Raw genomic sequence first — 17,002 nt, 5'->3', positions numbered from 1 at the left:
GGCGGGAGGCGGGAGGCGGGAGGCGGGAGCGTAGGCGCCGCAATGGCTGGCACGTGCTGAAGTGCAAGCCGGCGGACGCCATCGCATGGCCGCTCCCGACCTGCAGACGTTGGCTGCGATGCAGCACGCCCGCGCCACGCCTCCCGCGCGCTCAGCTCAGCCCACGAAGTGCTGATATCCGCGTTGCGGCGGCTGCCACGGGTTGCCATCGGCGTCGTGGACCACCACGCCCGGCTCGGCGACGATCTGGCCGATGCGCGTCACCGCGACTCCGGCGAAGTCCATTGCCTGCGCCACCGCGTCACGGTGCTGCACGGCGGCGGTGAAGCACAGCTCGTAGTCGTCGCCGCCGCCGAGTTGCCAACCGATGCATTGCAGCGCGCTGATCCCGGTGCTGCGCGGCATCGCCGGCAGTGCCGCCAGCGCCAGCTGCGCGCCCACACCGCTGCGTTCGCACAGATGGCCCAGATCGGCCAGCAAGCCGTCGGAGATGTCCACACAGGCATGCGCAAGCCCACGCAAGCGCAGCCCGGCCTGCACGCGCGGCTGCGGGCGCAGCAGGCGGCCGCGCCACAGTTCGTGCAACGGATCGGCCGCCGCGCAGGTCACGTCCAGCTGGCCGGCTTGCCATAGCGACAAGGCCGCCGCCGCCTCGCCCGGCGCGCCGGTGACCCAGACGTCATCGCCCACACGTGCGCCATCGCGACGCAGCGCCGCACCCGGCGGCAGGCTGCCGATCGCGGTCACCGCGCACGCCAACGGCCCGCGTGTGGTGTCGCCACCGACCAGCGCAATGTCATGCGCATCGGCCAGTGCAAAGAATCCATCGGCGAATGCGTCGACCCATGCGGCATCGTCGTGCGGCAACGACAGCGACAAGGTGCACCAGCGCGGCTGCGCGCCCATCGCCGCCAGGTCGGACAGATTGACCGCCAGCGTCTTCCAGCCCAGATCCTCGGCGCGCGTCTCGTGCGGAAAATGCACGCCCGCATTGAGCGTATCGGCGGTGATCGCCAGTTGCTCGCCCGGCGGCGGCTGCAGCAATGCCGCATCGTCGCCAATCCCCAACGGCACATCCACACGCGCCGCAATGCGCGCGCGCAAGCGGGCAATTAGATCGAATTCGGGCATGTGGGCGGGAATCGGGAGAAGGGAATCGGGAATCGCAAAAGCGCGTCAGGAGATATCGGAGATGGTGCTCTTACGATTCCCCATTCCCGACTCTCCATTCCCGCGGCGCCTCAGGCGCCGTTAGCGCCCGACTCCACCTTGCGCCACTCCACCGAGGCGCGATCCAGCACGCCGTTGACGTAGGTGTGGCCGTGTTCGGAGCCGAAGCGCTTGGCGGTTTCGATCGCTTCGTTGATCACCACGCGGTACGGCACGTCCTGGCGATACAGCAGCTCGTAGGCAGCCAGGCGTAGCACTGCGCGCTCGATCGCGTCGACTTCTTCCACGCCGCGATCCAGATACGGCGTCAGCGCGGTGTCGAGCTCGGCGCGGTTGCTCAGCACGCCTTCGACCAGGTTTTCGAAATAGGCCAGATCGGCCACTTCGTGCGCCTGCTCATGCGCAAACTGCGAGATCACCTGCTTGGCGAACCCGCCGGAAATCTGCCAGGCATACACCGCCTGCAAGGCACGCCGACGCGCGCGCGAACGCAGCACCGGGTCGATGCCGTCGCGACGGACGTGGCGGGCGTGTCCACCGGACTTGCTCATGGCAACAACTCCATCAAATTGACCAGTTCCAATGCCGCAAGCGCGCATTCTTCGCCCTTGTTGCCATGGCTGCCACCGGCACGCGCCTCGGCATCTTCCACGCGCTCGACCGCCAGCACGCCGTTGAGCACCGGCACGCCGGTCTGCAACTGCACGCTCATCAGGCCTTCGGCGCACAGGTCGGCCACGTGTTCGTAGTGGCGGGTGTCGCCGCGGATCACACAGCCCAGCGCGATGATCGCCGCATGCTGTCCGGATTGCCCCAGGCGGTTGGCGGCGATCGGAATTTCCCAGGCGCCCGGCACGCGGATCACGTCGATGGCGTCCTCGCCGATGCCGTTGCCGGCCAGGCTCTGACGCGCACCGGTGACCAACGCGTCGGTGATGCGGGCATTCCAGCGGCTGGCGATGATCGCAAAGCGCGCGGTGGTGGGGCGGAGATCGCCTTCGTAGTGGGTCATGCGGGTCGGCAACTCGAGGGGGCGGCAAGTTTAACAGCTGCCGGGGCCTGGCCCCGGCTGGTGCGTGGCGGCCGGGGTGCCGAAGCAGCCCCGGCCATGTCGCCAGGAAACGATTGTGGAGCGCGCAGCACGGGCTGGGGCAGCTGGCATGGTCGATGCGCAACAACCGCGCGAGCCGCTCGGACAGCGCGGTTCCTGCTGCGCCTCCGGCAACCACCGGACAGCGGCGGCTCCAGGCCGCCCGCGCTACGTCAGGGCAGCGCGGCCGCTGGCACCGAGCGCATCCCTTCGCCCGCGTGGCATTCCAGGTATTCCACCACCTCCAGCCCGAACCCGGCCAGGCCCACCTGACGCCGCGGCGTGCCCAGCACGCGCAGCTTGCCCAGGCCCAGTTCGGCCAGGATCTGCGCCCCGGCCCCGTTGCGCCGCCACTGGCTGACGTCCTTGGCGTTGGTGGCCGCTTCCGGTTGCTGGCGCAGCCGCGCCAGCAAGGATTCGCTGTCGCGCGGTGCCGACAGCACCACCATCACGCCCTGCCCTTCGGCGGCGATCGCACGCAAGGCATCGGTGGCGGCTACGCCAAAGTCGTCGCGTTGCCAGTGCAGCAGATCGGCCAGCGGGTTTTCCACCTGCACACGCACCAGCGTCGGCGTGGCCGGATCGGCAGTGCCGCGCACCAGCGCAAAGTGCAGGTCGTGGGCGATGCGGTCGCGGTAGGTCACCAGCATGAACGGGCCGAACTCGGTGCTGATCTCGCGCTCGTCCACGCGCTCGACGGTGTGCTCGTTGGCCAGGCGGTAGGCGATCAGATCGGCGATCGAGCCCATCTTCAGCCCGTGCTCGCGTGCGAACACTTCCAGCTGCGGGCGCCGCGCCATGCTGCCGTCCGGGTTGAGCACTTCCACCAGCACGCCGGCCGGTTCCAGCCCGGCCAGCATCGGCAGGTCGCTGGCCGCTTCGGTATGGCCGGCGCGGGTCAGCACGCCGCCGGGCTGGGAGATCAGCGGGAAGATATGCCCCGGCTGGCTCAGATCCTGCGGCTTGGCATCCGGCCGCACCGCGGTGCGCACGGTGTGCGCGCGGTCGTAGGCGGAGATGCCGGTGGTCACGCCTTCGGCCGCCTCGATGCTGACGGTGAAGTTGGTCTGGAACTGCGCGGTGTTGTTGCGCACCATCGGCGCCAGGCCGAGCTGCGCGCAGCGCTCGCGAGTCAGCGACAGACACACCAGCCCGCGCGCGTGGGTCACCATGAAATTGATGTCCGACGGCTTGACCAGCTCGGCCGCCATGATCAGATCGCCTTCGTTCTCGCGGTCCTCGTCATCGACGATCACCACCATGCGGCCGGCGCGCAGTTCCTCGATCAATTCCGGAACGGGTGCGAAATTCATGCCGTACCCCGCGTGCCGAGCAGGCGTTCGACATAGCGCGCCACCAGGTCGATTTCCAGATTCACCGCCGCGCCAACCGCGGTCTGCGCAAACGCGGTGTTGGCCACCGTGTGCGGAATCAACGCGACCTCGAAGCCGTCCGCGTCCACTTCGTTGACGGTGAGGCTGACCCCGTCCACGCAGATCGAGCCCTTCTTGGCGACATAGCGCAACACCGCCGGCGGGGCGGCAAACCGCCAGCGCTGCGCGCGCGCATCGCCATGTACCGACTGCACCTGGCCCAGACCGTCGACATGCCCGCTGACCAGATGCCCGCCGAGGCGGTCGGTCGGGCGCATCGCACGCTCCAGATTGAGCAACGCGCCTTCCGGCAAGGCGCCCAACGTGGTCAGCGACAGGGTTTCGGTGGAGGCATCGGCCTGGAAGCTGCCGGCATCGAAGGCGATCACGGTCAGGCACACGCCGTTGACGGCAATGCTCTCGCCCAGTTGCACCGCCTCGAACGGCAGGTTGCCGGTGGCAAAGGTGAAACGCACATCGCCGCCCTGCGGCTGGCGCGCCGCCAGATGGCCGACGCCTTCGATGATTCCGGTAAACATCAGCGCACCCCCGTCGTTGATGACGACAGCGCGGACGGGGTGCGGTGGAAGATCGCGACGCAGCGCGACGGGTGACGCATGGACATAGTCGTTTCTCGCAGGAGTTGAGCGAAAAACGCCACAAGGCAAACAGGCGCGCGCACAGCCGCAAGGCTGCGCGTTGGCCGTCTTCTTTCATCCGGACTATACCGTCGGCCCCGGCATCGCACCGGATCTGCTGACCTTGCGCAGCAGGGGTTTCGCGTGGATCCGCTCAACCCTGAAGTGCAAGCGCTCGCGGGCTCGCATGCTTGCGCATGCCTACCGCCGGTGGGGAATCGCACCCCGCCCTGAAGACGTTCGTGAGTACCGGCGAACCGGTGCGCAAAGTCTAACAGGGCACATCGGCGCGATGGCTGAGCGTGGGCTAAGGCTGGCAGGACACTGCGTCATGTGGGGAAATCCCCCATAGCCAGGATTGTGAAGGATCTGTTAATTTACGCGCCGCGACGGGAGACGTCGCTTTTTCCCTCCCGCAACGGGACGGAGACACGGACATCAATTCGGAGAGAGACATCCAATGCGTAACACCCTGATTCTGGCTGCCCTGCTGGCCGCCGCACCGTTTGCTGCTTCGGCCGAAGGCCTGAGCTATTCCTACGTCGAAGGCGGCTGGAACCGGACCGAGATCGGTGTAGACGGCGACGCCGACGATCTCGACGGTGGCTACCTCCGAGGCTCCTGGCAGATTGCCGAGCCGGTGTACGTCTTTGCTGGCTACCAGCGCGCGACCGAGAATTACAGCCCGTTTCCTGGTATCACTGCAGACATCACTGTGCAGCAGGCACACGTTGGTATCGGTTATCGCCAGGAAATGACCGAGCGTGTGGAGTTCACCGCCGACGTCGCTGCCCTCCGCAACAAAGGCGAAGTCGAATCGCGCGTCAACGGCCGCAGACTGGGTAGCGCATCGGATTCGACCAACCTGGGCTTCGCCAACCTGGGCCTGCGCGGCAAGCCCTCGCCGCGGACCGAAGCCTGGATCAAGGCCGGCTATATCGACGGTAGCGACGTGGACGAAGGCGAGTTCGTCGGCACCCTGGGTGGTCAGGTCAACTTCACCCGCACCTGGGGCCTGGTCGCAGAAGCGCAGTTCATCGACGACGCCAACCAGTACAAGGTCGGCGTGCGCGCAAGCTTCTGATCGACGCGACTCAGATACACCAAGGCCCCGCATGCGGGTAATGCTGTTCACTTAAGCAATTGAGTTACCGAAAATCTGGTATCAGACCTCTGGTATCGGATTTTTTGTGTCCCTTCAACAGCAGCTGTTCGACCTTGGCGATCTGTTCAACTTCTCCGACCTGAGCACGTTTACGCAGAATATTCCGGTGGAGTGGGTGGCCAGCGCGCTGGAACTGTCTTCCAAGGCCAGCATCCGGCGTCGGCGTCTTCCCAGTGATCAGGTGTTGTGGCTTGTCCTGGGCATGGCGTTGTTCCGTGACGAACCGGTGCACGAGGTCGCACGTCGTTTGAACATCTGCGCACAAGGGCTGGCCTCAGAAGATCTGTTGGCTCGCAGCGGTGTCAGTCAGGCGCGCGCGCGACTGGGCGCCGACCCGGTCCACCACCTGTTTGCAACGACTGGGGCGCAGTGGGGATGCGAACGCTACAAAGGCGATGAATGGCAGGGATTGCAGGTCTTTGCCGTGGATGGCGCGCTGCTGCGGACGCCAGACACTGAAGAACTGCGCGAACATTTTGGTTCCGGTAATACCAGCACGGACCGTCAGACACCATTTCCCATGCTGCGATTGGTTGCACTGATGAACGTACGCTCGCATGTCTTGCTCAATGCCCAGCTCAGTCCGTACCGGCGCAGCGAAATTCGCTTGAGCGAGCCGTTTCTACACTCCATTCCCGACCATTCGGTCACCTTGTTCGACAAAGGATTCTGGAGCGCTGATCTGTTGCTTTCGCTAGCCAACACTGGCACTGCACGCCACTGGCTGACACCAGCACGCAAAGGCCTGGTGGCTGAGGAAATCACGCGTTATGGCACTGATGATCGGTTACTGCGCATGCGTGTCTCGCCGCAGGCCAGAAAACGCAATCCAGCGCTTCCCACGCACTGGGACGTACGTGAAGTGAGCTATCTGCATCAGGGGAAGAGAAAGTCGGTGCTGACCTCGTTGCCTGTCACCACTTACAGCACCAAGTCTGTCGCACTGCTTTACCAGGAGCGATGGGAAATCGAACTGAGTTTGCGCGACATCAAAAGCTCGATGCAGCACAACGCGACGACCTTACGTAGCAAGAAGATCGACTTGGTGTACCAGGAGGTCTGGGGGTTGCTGCTGGCTTACAACATCATTCGACGTGAAGCCGGTCAGGCAGCGGAGGCGTTTGGCAAAACGCCTTCGGACATCCGATTCAAACCGGTTTGCCAGTACATCGCAGTGCAACTCATCGTGATGGCCGCAGCCAATCCAGCTTCCGCCACAGGAAGACGCTTATCCCAGCTTCGCTCAGGCATCGCGAGCCTGTTCCTCGATCACCGTCCAAGGCCTACCCGGCCAAGGACGGTGAAGATCTCGAAGACCCGCTATCCGGTAGATCGGAAGGCTGCTCCGCCTAAGTGAACAGCATTACCGCATGCGGGGCCTTTTTCATGCGCGCAACAGCACAGCTGCGCGGCATCGCGCGCGCCATGCAGCGCTCACCCGGCAACAACCGGCGCATAGCGCAGACGCAGATCCTGACCCAGCTGGCGCACATCCAGCAGCTGCAACGCAGCGCGCTGCGCCATCGTCTCGATGCCCAGCCCGGCCAGCAGCGGCCTGGCGGTATCGCCCAGCAGTACCGGCGCCATGTAGACCAGCAGCTCGTCGACCAGCCCGGCCTGCAGCAGCGCACCACCCAGCGTTGCGCCAGCTTCCACATGCACCTCGTTGATGCCGCGCTCGCCAAGCAGGGCCAACACCGCTGTCAGATCGAAGCGGCCGGCTTGCAACGGCATCGCAAGGAACTGCACATCGTCCAGCGACGGCGCGGCGACATCCTCGCCATGCAGATACAGCGTGGGCGCATCGCCCTGACACAGGTTCCTGCACGCCAACGTCCGCAGCCCGGCATCGAGCACCACGCGTAGCGGCGGCACGACCGGCGTGTCATCGCCCAGCCGCACCGTCATGGAGGGGTCGTCGGCCAGCACCGTGCCCGCACCAGTGAGGATTGCGCCCGCACGCGCACGCCAGCGCTGCACGTCTGCACGCGCGTCACTTCCGGTGATCCACTTGGATTCACCGCTGGCCAGCGCCGTACGTCCATCCAGGCTGGCGCCGAGCTTGACCCGCAACCACGGCCGCCCACGCTCCACCCGCGACAGAAACCCACGATTCAGCGCGCGCGCCTGTGCCTGCAGAACACCGCTAAGCACTTCGATCCCAGCCTCGCGCAGCAGCGCAAACCCGCCGCCGTTGACCTGCGGAAACGGGTCGGCCATCGCCGCAACCACACGTGCAACGCCGGCATCGATCAAGGCCAGCGCACAGGGCGGTGTGCGTCCGTAGTGCGCACACGGCTCCAGCGTGACGTAAGCGGTGGCGCCACGCGCCAGCGCGCCGGCCGCGCGCAGCGCGAACACTTCCGCATGCGGGCCGCCGGCACGTTGATGAAAGCCCTCGCCCACGCACACGCCATCGCGCACGATCACGCAGCCGACCATCGGATTGGGGCGCGTGGTGTAGGCGCCACGCTCGGCCAGGCGCAATGCCTGCGCCATCCAGCGATGATCGTCGGCCGTTGCGCTCATTACGGTGCCGCTTGCGGTTCGATACACATCACCACAATCTGCAGCGGCCCCAGCAGTAATTCTGCATGCGTCTGCCAGCCCAGCCGCTGATAAAACGGCACCAGCACTGGTTGGCAATACAGGTACAAGGCCGGCACGCCCATGCGCGCGGCGGCCTGCACGCAGTGCGTCACCAGCGTCTCGCCGATGCCCTGCCCGCGCGCCTGCGGCTGCACGTACAGCGACGCCAGCCAGGGCGACCACTGGCGAATACGCGCATCGTCGTTTTCCAGCAGGCTGACCGACCCGAGCCACTGTGCCTGATCGAGCGCAACCCAGGTGGTCGGGATCACGCCGTCGCGGCTGTGGCTGCGCAACTCGCGCAAGGCCTGATCGAAATTCCAGTCCGGCAACAGGCTGCCGAAGGCCTGCAGATGCGCCTGCGCGAGGGCGGGCAGCAGCTGCGGCGTGTCGGCCACGCAGGCGATGCGCATCGCCCTCACCGCTTGCCGGGCTTGCCGGCGCGCTCCAGGGCCGCTTCCAGCAACGGCAACTGCTCGATGCCGACCGGGAGCTCGCGCTCGAGCTTTTCGATTTCCTCGCGGAAATCGGCAACGTCCTGGAAGCTGCGGTACACCGAGGCAAAGCGTACATAGCCCACATGATCGAGCTTGCGCAGCTCGACCATCACGTACTCGCCCACCCGCAGCGAGCCGACCTCGCGTTCGCCGGACATGCGCAACTGATGCACCACCGCCCGCACCGCCGCTTCGATCTGTTCTTCGGACACCGGGCGCTTTTGCAGCGCGCGGTCGAAACTGGTGCGCAGCTTGCGCGCATCGAAGGCCTCGCGCCCGCCGTCGCTCTTGACCACGGTCGGCAGCTTGAGTTCGATCGTTTCCAGGGTGCTGAAACGCTCGCCGCACGCCTCGCACTCACGGCGCCGACGAATCGTCGTGCCGTCTTCGGACACGCGCGAATCGATCACGCGGGTGTCGTTGTGCTGGCAAAAGGGGCAGTGCATCAGGGCGCCGGGATTGGAGAGTGGGGATTAGGGATTGGCAACAGCAGGTGCAAGGACGCGCTTGCCGCGCATCCCCAATCCCGAATCACCAATCCCGGCATCTCAGCCATACACCGGATACTTCTTGCACTGCGCCGTCACCGCGTCGCGGACCTTGGCCAGCACCGCTTCGTCGCTGGGGGCGTCGAGCACGTCGGCGATCCAGTTGGACAGGTCGATGCTGTCCTGCTCCAGGTAACCACGGGTGGTGATTGCCGGGGTGCCCAGGCGCAGGCCGGAGGTGACGAACGGCGAGCGCGGGTCGTTGGGCACCGAGTTCTTGTTGACGGTGATGTGCGCCTTGCCGAGCGCGGCCTCTGCATCCTTGCCGGAGACGTCGCGGCCGATCATGTCTACCAGCATCAGGTGATTTTCGGTGCCGCCGGACACGATCTTGTAGCCGCGCGCGATCAGCGTGTTGGCCATCGCCTGCGCGTTCTTGACCACCTGCTGCTGGTAGGTCTTGAATTCCGGCTCCAGCGCTTCCTTGAACGCCACCGCCTTGGCCGCGATCACGTGCATCAGCGGGCCGCCCTGGATGCCGGGGAACACGATCGACTGCAGCTTCTTCTGCAGCTCTTCGCTCGCGCCCTTGGCCACGATGATGCCGCCACGCGGGCCGCGCAGGGTCTTGTGCGTGGTCGAGGTGACCACGTGCGCATGCTCCAGCGGGCTCGGATACACACCGGCGGCGACCAGGCCGGCCACATGCGCCATGTCCACGAACAGATACGCACCGACGCTGTCGGCGATGGCGCGGAAACGCGCCCAGTCGATCTTCTGCGAATACGCCGAAAAGCCGGCCACGACCATCTTCGGCTTGTGCTCGGTGGCCAGTCGCTGGACCTCGTCATAGTCGATCAGGCCCTGCTCGTTGACGCCGTACTGCACGGCGTTGAACAGCTTGCCGGAAACGTTGACCTTGGCGCCGTGGGTCAGGTGACCGCCGTGGGCCAGGCTCATGCCCAGGATGGTGTCGCCGGGCTGCAGCAGCGCCAGATACACCGCCTGGTTGGCCTGCGAGCCGCTATGCGGCTGCACGTTCGCATAATCGGCGCCGAACACCTGCTTGATGCGCTCGATCGCCAGCTGCTCGGCAATGTCGACGAATTCGCAACCACCGTAGTAGCGCTTGCCCGGGTAGCCTTCGGCGTACTTGTTGGTCAGCTGGCTGCCCTGGGCTTCCATCACCAGCGGGCTGCAGTAGTTTTCGCTGGCGATCAGCTCGACGTGATCCTCCTGGCGGCCGCCTTCAGCAGCGATGGCCTTGGCCAGTTCGGGGTCGTAGGTTTCCAGTCGGACGTCGCGCGAGAACATGCAGAGCTCCGGGGCAGCTGTTGCCAGTAGGGGCGCAGATTGTAAGCCCCCGCATGGACAGGTGACCAATTGCGACGCTGGCGCAGGCCAGGTGCGCCATGGCGGGTTCCGCCCTGGAACGACAAAGGCGCACCGGAGTGCGCCTTTGCGGATGCCCTGCCCGCTGTCCGAGCCAGTGCCGAGGCCTAGTTGTTGAGCACCAGGTCGGCGATCACACCGGTGGCAATGGCCACCAGCAGCAGATTGCCGGTGTTGTCGCGCTGCCACCGGTAGCCATACGGCGGGCGGCGCAGGTTGTAGCGATCGTAGTCGTTGATCACGTAGACCGGGCCGTGGAAACGCTGGCCGCGGGCCCACGGCGGCGGGCCGGCGCGGTAGTAGCTGGGGCGATCGTAGACATAGACCCGGTTGCGGTCGTAGCGACGGTCCTGATAGCGGGCATCGCGATAGCCCTCGCGGTAGCCGCTGCTGTGGTAACGGCGGTCATCGCGGCGGTCGGCCCGGCGCTCGTCATGCCAGTCGCGGCGGTCGTTGCGCCAATTGCCACGGTAATCGCGGTCGCGGTCGCGGTGATCGTCACGGTCATGACCACGACGGTCGTGGCCGCGGCCCCAGTCGTCGGCAAACGCTGCCGGGGCCACGGAGCCCAGCGCCAGGATGGAGGAAAGCACAACAGTCACGATGCGTTTGCGGTTCATGGGATTGCTCCTGTCTGCGATGTCGCAATTTCATTAAGGCGCTGGCCGCCTTAACGCATTCTTGCTGGAATCGATTACGAAAACGCCCATTCAGGTGGAAGGTAGGCTGCCGTTTAGCTACTGCCGCGCCGCCGCGGGTCAAGCCGGTTGCCCGTATAATCGGCGCAATCCCTTTTCCGCTGCCTCCGGCCTCGGCCGGCGGGCTGCCTGCGTCCACGGAGCACCCATGTCGCAATACATCTACACCATGAACCGCGTCAGCAAGGTGGTCCCGCCCAAGCGGCAGATCATCAAGGACATCTCGCTGAGCTTTTTCCCGGGCGCCAAGATCGGCCTGCTGGGCCTGAACGGCGCCGGCAAGTCCACGGTGCTGAAGATCATGGCCGGCGTGGATACCGATTTCGAGGGCGAAGCCCGTCCGCAGGCCGGCATCAAGGTCGGCTACCTGGCGCAGGAACCGCAGCTCAACCCCGAGCACAGCGTGCGTGAGGCGGTCGAGGAGGGCGTGGGCGACGTGCTGCAGGCGCAGGCCGCGCTGGATGCGGTCTACCTGGCCTATGCCGAGGAAGGCGCCGATTTCGACGCCCTGGCCAAGGAACAGGAACGCCTGGAAGCGATCCTGGCCGCCGGCGATGCGCACACCCTGGAAAACCAGCTGGACGTGGCCGCCGATGCGCTGCGTCTGCCGCCGTGGGACGCGGTGGTCGGCAAGCTGTCCGGTGGCGAAAAGCGCCGCGTGGCGCTATGCCGCCTGCTGCTGCAGAAGCCGGACATGCTGCTGCTCGACGAACCGACCAACCATCTGGACGCCGAGTCGGTGGAATGGCTGGAGCAGTTCCTGGCGCGCTACACCGGCACCGTGGTGGCGGTCACGCATGATCGCTACTTCCTCGACAACGCCGCCGAGTGGATCCTGGAACTGGATCGCGGCCGCGGCATTCCGTGGAAGGGCAACTACACCGACTGGCTGACCCAGAAGGACGAGCGCCTCAAGCAGGAAGACAACCAGGAAAAGTCGCGTCAGAAGGCGATCCAGAAGGAACTGGAATGGTCGCGCCAGAATGCCAAGGGCGGCCGTACCAAGGGCAAGGCGCGTCTGGCCCGTCTGGAAGAACTGCAGTCGGTGGACTACCAGCGCCGCAACGAGACCAATGAAATCTTCATCCCGCCGGGCGAGCGCCTGGGCAATGCGGTGATGGAGTTCAAGAACGTCTCCAAGAAGTTCGGCGACCGCCTGCTGATCGACAATCTGTCGATGATCGTGCCGCCCGGCGCCATCGTCGGCATCATCGGCCCCAACGGTGCCGGCAAGTCGACCCTGTTCAAGATGATCACCGGCGCGGAGAAGCCCGATTCCGGCGAGATCGTGGTCGGCCCGACCGTGCAGCTGTCGTACGTGGACCAGAGCCGCGATGCGCTGGAGGGCAACCACAACGTGTTCCAGGAAATCGCAGGCGGCCTGGACATCCTCAACATCAACGGCGTGGAGATCCAGTCGCGCGCCTACATCGGCCGCTTCAACTTCAAGGGCCAGGACCAGCAGAAGATGGTCGGCTCGCTCTCCGGTGGTGAGCGCGGTCGTCTGCACATGGCCAAGACGCTGCTGCAGGGCGGCAACGTGCTGCTGCTCGACGAACCGTCCAACGACCTGGACATCGAAACGCTGCGTGCGCTGGAAGATGCATTGCTGGAGTTCCCGGGCAATACCTTCGTGATCTCGCATGATCGCTGGTTCCTGGATCGCATCGCCACGCACATCCTGTCGTTCGAAGGCGAGTCGCACGTGGAGTTCTTCCAGGGCAACTACCGCGAGTACGAAGAAGACAAGCGCCGCCGCATGGGCGATGACGCCGGTCCCAAGCGTCTGCGCTTCAAGGCGCTCAAGTAAGCACGACAAGGGCGCCGCAAGGCGCCCTTGTCACATGCGATGCCGCGGTGCGATCACAGGTCGTAGGACAGCACGTCCTCGAAACCGAAGGTGGCGAAGTTCTCGATCCGCGAGGGGTACAGGCGGCCGACCAGATGGTCGTATTCGTGCTGCACCACGCGGGCGTGGAAGCCTTCGGCCTCGCGTTCGATCGGGCTGCCGTCCGGCGCGAAGCCGCGGTAGCGAATGACGCGATAGCGCGGAATGACGGCACGCAGGCCGGGAATGGACAGGCATCCCTCCCAGCCGTTTTCCATCTCCTCCGACAGCGGTTCGATCTGTGCATTGGCCAATGCGGTGCGCGGCACCGCCGGCGCCTCGGGATAGCGATCGCTGGCTTCGAAGCCGAACACCATCAGCTGCAGATCCACTGCGATCTGCGGTGCGGCTAGGCCGACGCCGCGCGCATCGTCCATGGTCTCGAACATGTCGGCCACCAGCGTGCGCAGCTCGGCGCTGCCCAGGTTGGTCACCGGTGGCGCCACGCGCAGCAGGCGTTTGTCGCCCATGCGGATAATCTCGCGAATCATCTGGCTGCTCCGGGGAAACGTTGTGACGATTCTAGGACCTGTGCGGTAGGTGGGGGTGAGGTTGGGGATTCGGGATTCGGGATTCGGGATTCGGGATTCGGGATTAGTAATTGGTCGCTGGGGCGTCAGTGGCGCTGCTTGGCGTTTCGCATCTTGATCTGAGTTGGCTGCGCTTGATGTGGAGCGACCTCATGTTTCGCGTATCTGTCTATCAGCCCGTTACGCGTTGCCCGGCATCGTCCAGTACGCGTTCGCCATCTTCCTTGACGAAGCCGCTCGTCGCAGGCGGCAGCAGGTCGAGCACGCGTTCGGAGGGGCGGCACAAGCGCGTCCCCAACGCGGTTTGCACGAAGGGGCGGTTGATCAGGATCGGATGCGTGAGCATTGCGCTCAGCAACGCTGCGTCGTCCAGCGTGGGATCGTCGAGTCCCAGTTCCAGATACGGGGTGCCTTTCTGACGCATGGCTGCGCGAACCGGGATGCCGGCGGCGGCGATCAGGGACTGCAGTGTTTCGCGGGTGGGCGGGTGCTGCAGGTAATCAACGATCTTCGGTTCGATGCCGGTATGGCGGATCAGGGCAAGCGTATTGCGGGAGGTCCCGCAATTGGGGTTGTGATAGATGACGGCGTGCATGGGGACCTGGTGCGCGGAGTGGTCAAGACTGTAACGCGCTGCGGTCGAATGACACGCGCTGCGTGCGGGACAAGCGCAAGGTACGCGAAGAAAGCGCTGATGCCGATGCCGATGCCGATGCGGGGCATAAGCATCTCCCAGCAGGCCACCAACGCATGGCTTGCGCGCGTTGGTACGACCGCGCTAATTGCGTAGGCCGGGCCACTGGCCGGGTTGGAATACAGCCCCTCTCCCCTCGGGAGAGGGGTTGGGGTGAGGGTACGGGGCGAAGCCCAGGCGTACCCGACCCCTGCTCTCAAACTCCACCAGGCTTCGCACGACCCCTCACCCGCCCCTTCGGGGCACCTTCTCCCGCAGGGAGGAAGGAAGGCTTCCGGCCCGGTTGGTTCGCGTCAAAAATCTGGCCGATTTGAGTGCCAGCTGCCGCTGCAGCGCCCAGAAATTTCCCCAACGCAAGTGCGGCGATAACCGTTTCAGGCTCTCGCTTCGCATTCAGCGGCCTATATGTCAAAAGATTGACACACATCACGGATTCATGATTCAGTCATGAACAGACTGAAACGGAAGGATTCCCCCGATGCCGGTGTCTGCACGGCGTCCCTTTTCCCTGTTGGACTCAAGGAAACCCCAACGATGATGAGCTTTCGTAAGCCCGGATGGATGCTGTCCGGTGTGTTGTGTGTCGTCTGCCTGCCGGCCTTGGCCGTGGCGCAAGAGGCTGCAACCAGCAGTTCCAAGGTGGGTATCGATCCCGTCACCGGCAAGCTGCGCCCGCTGACCGACGCCGAGAGCGCGGCGCTGGATCAGCAGGCTGCGTCGGCTGCCCGCAGCAGCGCTGCCCGCACTGCGGTTCCGCAGACCGAATCTGCCGCACGCGCGACCGAGCGACGCCTGCCCAATGGCACCGTGGCGCGCAAGTTGCCGGCCACGCAGATGAGTTCGCTGATGGCGACCCGTCAGGCCGATGGCCGCATCGTCATCGAGCACAGCGAAGACGCCGACACCCAACCCGCCCACGCCGAGCACGGAGCGCTGCCGCATGAATAAGCCCTTGTTGCTGTTGTCCCTGGCGGTGGCTGCGGCCATCGCGCCGCTGCATGCAAGCGCCGCCAACGTCACGCTGATCAATGGCGATGCCGGCACCAGCGTCGGCTTGAACGACCCCACCAGCGCAGCGCCCTTGGGCGGCAACCCGGGGCGCTCGGTCGGCGAGCAGCGTCGCATCGCCTACCAGTACGCGATGGACCTGTGGGGCGCGGTGCTGCAGAGCAATGTCGAGATCAAGGTGTATGCCTCGTTCGCGCGGCTGACCTGTACCTCCACCGGCGGCACGCTGGGCCAGGCCGGCCCGAACTGGATCGTCAACGACTTCCCCGGTTCCAAGCCCAATACGCTGTATCCGTCCGCGCTGGGCGATGCGATTGCCGGGCAGGATCTGGTCCCCGATCCCAGCGATCCGGCCGACGTGTTCTCGCAATTCAACGGCGATCTGGGCAAGCCCGACTGCCTGGCCGGCTCGGGCTGGTACCTGGGCCTGGACGGCAAGACGCCCGAAGGCCAGATCAACTTCCTCAACGTGGTGATGCACGAGATCGGCCACGGCCTGGGTGCGGCGGGCTTTCTCAACAAGACCACCGGTGTGCTCGGCTCGGGCAGCGGCCTGACCGACGTCTACACCGCGCAGGCCTTCGACAACGTGCAGAACAAGCGCTTCGACGATCCGGCCATGACCAACGCGCTACGTGCCGAAGCGATGCGCACGCCGGGGCGTACGGTGTGGGCCGGCACGCGCGTCAACCGCGAGGCGGCACTGATCCTGGATCCGCGCACCCTGTTGCAGGTGAGCGCACCGGCCAGCGCGGCGGGCAAGTTCGAGGTGGGCTTTGCCAGCTTCGGGCCGCTGGCCACGGCGGCCAATTTCCCGGCCCGCGCAGTGGTGACGGTCAATGACGGAGTGACCGCGGCATCGGCCAGCGATGGTTGCGAAACGCCGTTCGTCAACGCGGCCGAGGTGGCCGGAAAGGTAGCGCTGATCGACCGCGGCACCTGCGCGTTCGCGATCAAGGTCAAGAACGCACAGCTCAACGGCGCGGTGGGCGTGATCGTGGCCAATAACGCGGCCGGCGTACAGACAATGGGCAATGCCGCCCCGCCGATCACCGACATCACCATCCCGGCGATCATGGTGTCGCAGACCGATGGCGCGCGGCTGAAGGGCAGCGCCGGAGTGGTGGCGGCGTTGTACGAAGACCCCGAGCTGTTGCAGGGCACCGATACCGCGGGCCGCACGCGGCTGTATTCGCCCAGCGTGGTGGCCGGCGGGTCCACGTTCTCGCACTTCGATACCGACCTGCAGCCGAACGCGTTGATGGAACCGTTCGATACGCCGGAAGTGCAGGCGCATCTGAACATCGACCTGACCCCGGCGCTGTTTGCCGATATCGGCTGGACGCTCAATCGCGGGCTGGCCAAGCTGGGCAACTGCAATACGCTGGTGCCGACGCTGGAGACCGGCGGGCTGATTCCCGGCGCCAACATCTCGGCCGAAAACAGCCTGTGCAAGTCGCAGAATGCCGGCAACCGTCTGGGGTACCTGACCTGCATGGACGAGCACGCACGCGAGTTGCAGAACCAGGGTGCGATCAGCCGCATTCAACAGGCAGCGGTGTTTGTCTGTGCCACCAAGGTGCGCCCGTAACAACAGGCGCAGTCTGCAGGCAATCGATGCAGTGCGAACGGCGCCGGGAGGCGCCGTTCGTTTATCCGTGCTCACACTGTTCGAGCTGCGCCACACCCGGCGATGTCCATGCCCCACCGAGAGCGCGCGCGCCAGCAAGCGTGTACAGCGCGCAGCAAAACGCCGGCCAGAGACACCCACCAGAGCGCAGA

The 17,002-nt window shown here is 65.4% G+C and carries 17 protein-coding genes and 1 riboswitch; of the genes, 5 read left to right on the top strand and 12 right to left on the bottom strand.

Annotation, left to right across the window (positions count from 1 at the left end; translation table 11 throughout):
• Window positions 1-156 precede the first annotated feature (156 nt).
• The 5 genes from thiL to XARJCFBP2528_RS17055 form a co-directional block, all read right to left on the bottom strand.
• Window positions 157-1,131: a thiamine-phosphate kinase gene (gene thiL / locus XARJCFBP2528_RS17075; RefSeq protein WP_047124916.1), complete on the bottom strand. Its 975-nt coding sequence runs from the start codon at window positions 1,129-1,131 to the stop codon at window positions 157-159.
• A gap of 110 nt (window positions 1,132-1,241) precedes the next feature.
• Window positions 1,242-1,721, bottom strand: coding sequence for a transcription antitermination factor NusB (nusB, locus tag XARJCFBP2528_RS17070; RefSeq protein ID WP_039519005.1), 480 nt, complete (start codon window positions 1,719-1,721; stop codon window positions 1,242-1,244).
• The gene (ribH, locus tag XARJCFBP2528_RS17065) at window positions 1,718-2,182 is read right to left on the bottom strand and encodes a 6,7-dimethyl-8-ribityllumazine synthase (protein ID WP_005997267.1); all 465 of its coding nucleotides are present in this window, start codon (window positions 2,180-2,182) and stop codon (window positions 1,718-1,720) included. Before ribH ends, nusB begins: the two co-directional genes overlap by 4 nt.
• 251 nt (window positions 2,183-2,433) lie before the next feature.
• A complete protein-coding gene (gene ribB, locus XARJCFBP2528_RS17060; RefSeq protein ID WP_047124915.1) occupies window positions 2,434-3,573 on the bottom strand; it encodes a 3,4-dihydroxy-2-butanone-4-phosphate synthase in 1,140 nt (379 codons plus the stop codon).
• Window positions 3,570-4,172, bottom strand: a complete 603-nt coding sequence (locus XARJCFBP2528_RS17055) for a riboflavin synthase (RefSeq protein ID WP_047124914.1) — start codon at window positions 4,170-4,172, stop codon at window positions 3,570-3,572. The genes ribB and XARJCFBP2528_RS17055 overlap by 4 nt, the downstream gene beginning before the upstream one ends.
• 162 nt (window positions 4,173-4,334) lie before the next feature.
• A riboswitch (FMN riboswitch) is annotated at window positions 4,335-4,513 on the bottom strand.
• 218 nt (window positions 4,514-4,731) lie between these two features.
• On the opposite strand from XARJCFBP2528_RS17055, the gene XARJCFBP2528_RS17050 reads away from it, so the two are divergent.
• Both XARJCFBP2528_RS17050 and XARJCFBP2528_RS17045 read left to right on the top strand, forming a co-directional pair.
• Window positions 4,732-5,355, top strand: a complete 624-nt coding sequence (locus tag XARJCFBP2528_RS17050; RefSeq protein WP_016905113.1) for an outer membrane beta-barrel protein — start codon at window positions 4,732-4,734, stop codon at window positions 5,353-5,355.
• Window positions 5,356-5,461: 106 nt separating this feature from the next.
• Window positions 5,462-6,793, top strand: coding sequence for an IS4 family transposase (locus XARJCFBP2528_RS17045; RefSeq protein ID WP_016905121.1), 1,332 nt, complete (start codon window positions 5,462-5,464; stop codon window positions 6,791-6,793).
• Window positions 6,794-6,870: 77 nt separating this feature from the next.
• On the opposite strand, the gene ribD is transcribed toward XARJCFBP2528_RS17045, so the two are convergent.
• From ribD to XARJCFBP2528_RS17020, 5 genes are all read right to left on the bottom strand, one after another.
• A complete protein-coding gene (gene ribD, locus XARJCFBP2528_RS17040) occupies window positions 6,871-7,965 on the bottom strand; it encodes a bifunctional diaminohydroxyphosphoribosylaminopyrimidine deaminase/5-amino-6-(5-phosphoribosylamino)uracil reductase RibD (RefSeq protein WP_016904673.1) in 1,095 nt (364 codons plus the stop codon).
• Window positions 7,965-8,447 carry a GNAT family N-acetyltransferase gene (locus tag XARJCFBP2528_RS17035; protein WP_047124913.1) on the bottom strand — a complete coding sequence of 161 codons (483 nt, stop codon included), beginning with the start codon at window positions 8,445-8,447 and terminating at the stop codon, window positions 7,965-7,967. Before XARJCFBP2528_RS17035 ends, ribD begins: the two co-directional genes overlap by 1 nt.
• On the bottom strand, window positions 8,444-8,968 hold the full coding sequence (nrdR, locus tag XARJCFBP2528_RS17030; protein WP_006453216.1) for a transcriptional regulator NrdR: 525 nt from the start codon (window positions 8,966-8,968) through the stop codon (window positions 8,444-8,446). The genes XARJCFBP2528_RS17035 and nrdR overlap by 4 nt, the downstream gene beginning before the upstream one ends.
• 102 nt (window positions 8,969-9,070) lie before the next feature.
• On the bottom strand, window positions 9,071-10,324 hold the full coding sequence (gene glyA / locus XARJCFBP2528_RS17025) for a serine hydroxymethyltransferase (protein ID WP_016904671.1): 1,254 nt from the start codon (window positions 10,322-10,324) through the stop codon (window positions 9,071-9,073).
• Window positions 10,325-10,509: 185 nt separating this feature from the next.
• Window positions 10,510-11,022 carry an RcnB family protein gene (locus XARJCFBP2528_RS17020; RefSeq protein WP_016904670.1) on the bottom strand — a complete coding sequence of 171 codons (513 nt, stop codon included), beginning with the start codon at window positions 11,020-11,022 and terminating at the stop codon, window positions 10,510-10,512.
• A gap of 226 nt (window positions 11,023-11,248) precedes the next feature.
• Here XARJCFBP2528_RS17020 and ettA point away from each other — a divergent pair, with 226 nt between their 5' ends.
• Window positions 11,249-12,910, top strand: a complete 1,662-nt coding sequence (gene ettA / locus XARJCFBP2528_RS17015) for an energy-dependent translational throttle protein EttA (protein ID WP_047124912.1) — start codon at window positions 11,249-11,251, stop codon at window positions 12,908-12,910.
• A gap of 53 nt (window positions 12,911-12,963) precedes the next feature.
• Here the strand turns inward: ettA and def are convergent, their stop codons facing one another.
• Complete coding sequence (def, locus tag XARJCFBP2528_RS17010) at window positions 12,964-13,479, bottom strand: peptide deformylase (protein ID WP_016904668.1); 516 nt, start codon at window positions 13,477-13,479, stop codon at window positions 12,964-12,966.
• 211 nt (window positions 13,480-13,690) lie between these two features.
• Window positions 13,691-14,113, bottom strand: a complete 423-nt coding sequence (arsC, locus tag XARJCFBP2528_RS17005) for an arsenate reductase (glutaredoxin) (protein ID WP_016904667.1) — start codon at window positions 14,111-14,113, stop codon at window positions 13,691-13,693.
• Window positions 14,114-14,746: 633 nt separating this feature from the next.
• On the opposite strand from arsC, the gene XARJCFBP2528_RS17000 reads away from it, so the two are divergent.
• Window positions 14,747-15,160 (top strand): post-PEP-CTERM-1 domain-containing protein, encoded by a 414-nt coding sequence (locus tag XARJCFBP2528_RS17000; protein ID WP_024940595.1) that lies wholly within the window; start codon window positions 14,747-14,749, stop codon window positions 15,158-15,160.
• Complete coding sequence (locus XARJCFBP2528_RS16995; protein ID WP_047124911.1) at window positions 15,153-16,811, top strand: PA domain-containing protein; 1,659 nt, start codon at window positions 15,153-15,155, stop codon at window positions 16,809-16,811. Before XARJCFBP2528_RS17000 ends, XARJCFBP2528_RS16995 begins: the two co-directional genes overlap by 8 nt.
• The last annotated feature ends 191 nt before the right edge of the window (window positions 16,812-17,002 follow it).

This window comes from Xanthomonas arboricola pv. juglandis (assembly GCF_001013475.1).
Lineage (GTDB): Bacteria > Pseudomonadota > Gammaproteobacteria > Xanthomonadales > Xanthomonadaceae > Xanthomonas > Xanthomonas arboricola.
This window is presented reverse-complemented; position numbering and strand designations above follow the sequence as displayed.